Source organism: Robiginitalea sp., from assembly GCF_049588695.1.
Classification (GTDB): domain Bacteria; phylum Bacteroidota; class Bacteroidia; order Flavobacteriales; family Flavobacteriaceae; genus Robiginitalea.
Window position 1 is genome coordinate 1 of the sequence record NZ_JBAVZJ010000396.1, and the last position, 2995, is coordinate 2995.

At 48.5% G+C, this 2995-nt stretch carries 2 protein-coding genes and 1 pseudogene; 2 read left to right on the forward strand and 1 reads right to left on the reverse strand.

All coding sequences use genetic code 11. The annotated features are described in order from the left end of the window. Window positions 1-498, forward strand: a pseudogene (locus tag WBV75_RS09310) (acyl transferase); the annotation flags it as partial. A 21-nt stretch (window positions 499-519) separates the two neighbouring features. On the opposite strand, the gene tyrS reads toward WBV75_RS09310, so the two are convergent. Then, complete coding sequence (tyrS, locus tag WBV75_RS09315; protein WP_424120351.1) at window positions 520-1815, reverse strand: tyrosine--tRNA ligase; 1296 nt, start codon at window positions 1813-1815, stop codon at window positions 520-522. A gap of 94 nt (window positions 1816-1909) precedes the next feature. On the opposite strand from tyrS, the gene WBV75_RS09320 reads away from it, so the two are divergent. Beyond that, window positions 1910-2923, forward strand: a complete 1014-nt coding sequence (locus tag WBV75_RS09320) for an NAD-dependent epimerase/dehydratase family protein (protein ID WP_424120352.1) — start codon at window positions 1910-1912, stop codon at window positions 2921-2923. Window positions 2924-2995 lie beyond the last annotated feature (72 nt).

Below are 2995 nucleotides of genomic sequence, written 5' to 3' on the forward strand. Positions count from 1 at the left end.
CAAGTTCTGGAGCTCCTGTCAGAGTCCCGGACACAGGTCCTGTTAATCGGGGTTACTTTTGCCCTTCTCGACCTTGCTGAAAAAGCGTTTAAAACTTCTCCCAATACCATTGTTATGGAAACAGGGGGGATGAAAGGCAGGCGAAAAGAAATGGTAAGGGCCGAGCTTCACAAAATCCTTTCAGAAGGTTTTGGACTGTCAACGATTCATTCTGAATACGGGATGACCGAATTGCTGTCCCAGGCCTATTCTTCAGGGCAGGGACTGTTCCAATGCCCCCCCTGGATGCAGGTTCGCATCAGGGATACGGAAGATCCCCTGAGCACCCTGGGATCGGGGCGCACAGGAGGTGTGGACATCATAGATCTGGCCAACCAGCACTCCTGTGCATTTATCGCAACTCAGGATCTCGGGAAATCCTACGACAATGGGGCTTTTGAAATTTTGGGGCGATTTGATCATTCAGACATCCGGGGATGTAACCTGATGGCCCTCTAGTTTTGACCAAATGAAGAAATGTTATTCTGCAACCAGAATGAAATAGTTTTTCTTTCCCCGTTGAAGCAAAATAAAGCGATCCTGAATGAGATCTGCTTCAGAAAGGGTGTAGTCCTGTTCCACCCGGGTTTTATTGACCGAAATAGACTGTTGTTTCAGTTCACGCCGCGCCTCTCCATTGGATTTCAAAAATCCCGTTCTCGCTGAAAGGGCCCCGACAATATCGAGCCCGTCAACAATTTCCTGTTTGGAAACACGCGCCTGGGGGACCCCTTCGAATATCTCCAGGAAAAGTTCACTGGAAAGGCCTTTGAGGGCCTGTGAAGTGGACTTGCCGAATAGAATCTCACTGGCCCGTTCGGCGTTTTCAAGATCCTCCCTCGAGTGCACCAGAACCGTCAGTTCTTCAGCGAGCTTCCGCTGCAACTGACGCTGATGAGGCGCTTCCCGGTGGGTAGCCACAAGGGCTTCTATGTCTTCTTTTGACAAAAAGGTGAAAATCTTGATATATTTTTCAGCATCGGTATCCGAAGTATTCAACCAGTATTGATAAAAACGGTAGGGTGATGTTTTGTGGGGATCCAACCAAATGTTGCCACTTTCCGTTTTACCAAATTTCGTGCCGTCCGCCTTCGTAATGAGCGGACAGGTAAGGGCATACCCCTTACCGCTTTCAATTCTGCGTATCAGCTCCGTCCCCGTGGTTATATTCCCCCACTGGTCGCTCCCCCCCATCTGCAGGGTACAATCGTACTTTCGGTATAAGTGCAAAAAGTCATATCCCTGAACCAGTTGATAGGTGAATTCGGTAAAGGACATCCCTTCACTGGATTCTTCTGAGAGGCGCTTGCGTACAGAATCTTTGGCCATCATATAATTTACGGTGATATGCTTTCCAACGTCCCTGATAAAATCGAGGAAATTAAAGTCCTTCATCCAGTCGTAATTATTGACCAGGAGGGCTGCATTTTCAGCGCCGCTATCAAAATCCAGGAACCGGGCCAGTTGTCCCTGAATGGCTTCCTGATTGACCCGCAGGGTGGTTTCGTCCAGAAGATTCCGCTCTGATGATTTTCCGGAAGGGTCTCCGATCATCCCGGTGGCACCCCCGATAAGCGCAAGCGGTCTGTGGCCCGCCAATTGAAAGTGACGAAGCATCATAACCCCTACAAGATGACCGATATGCAGTGAATCCGCAGTGGGGTCAATTCCCACGTAAGCAGATTGCATTCCATTTAACAAATGCTCTTCTGTTCCGGGCATGATGTCGTGTAACATTCCCCTCCACTGCAGTTCCTCGACAAAGTTTAAAATCATATACCGATAAAATTTGTGGCAAATATACTCAAATCCGCCTCTCAGAGTCGGTCACCTGTAAAGGGAATCGGAGAGAAACACTTATTTTTAGACCATGGTATTTATCACAGGAGGGACGGGTTTGGTCGGAAGTCATCTATTGATCCGACTCCTGCAATCCGGACAAAACGTTAAGGCGCTTTTCCGGCCCGAAAGCGACCTCGGTAAGGTTTCAGCCCTTTTTGAGTCCTACGGACCTGAAACCAGGGCGTTATTCCCAAAAATCAAATGGGTTGAAGGGGACTTAAATGACTTGCCTTCACTGATTCACGCCTTTGAAGAAGTGACCGAGGTGTATCACTGTGCAGCGCTGATTTCATTTAACCCGAAGGACCGTGAACGCCTGCGTAACATCAATCATACAGGGACTCAAAATATCGTCAATCTTTGCCTAAAGAAAGAAGTCAAAAGGCTCTATTACTGCAGTTCTGTAGCCACTATTGGGGGAATCAAAAGCCCACTTACGGAAAACGACTTGTGGGATTTTGCAAGTTCAAATGTCTATGCTACCAGCAAATATCTCGCTGAAATGGAAGTCTGGAGGGGTGGGCAGGAAGGGCTGGAAACCGTCATCATTAACCCGGGTGTCATTTTTGGGCCCGGGTTTTGGAACCAGGGAAGCGGTAAATTTTTTACAGCTGTCGCCTCTGGGCTAAAATACGCACCGCCCGGAAGCACCGGTTTTGTGGGCGTATGGGATGTAGTCAATTCTTTTGAAGCCATTGCAAGTGAAAAAATATTTAACCAGCGGTTTATCCTGGTCGCCGCAAACTTGAAATATTCCGAAGTCCTTTCACAAATCGCGGACGTTTTGAAGGTCCGCGGACCCAAAAAACAACTGAAGCAATGGCAACTGGAATGGCTGTGGCGCCTGGACTGGTTTCGGGCAACGCTCACCCGGGGACCCAGGAAATTATCGCGGGCTACAGCCCGAAACCTCAGAATCCCCAGGACGTATAGCGCTGAAAAGGTTGAAGCTTTAACCGGCTTGCAGTTTCAACCTATTGAAGATGTCATCCGTCGGTGCGGGGATCATTACACACAAAAAGGGAAAGACGCTCAGTCATAGTCGTCCTGAAGATCCAGGGTGTCTCCATTTTTAATCCTGTTGGCCTGAATAAGCTCGGATGTACTGTCTCTC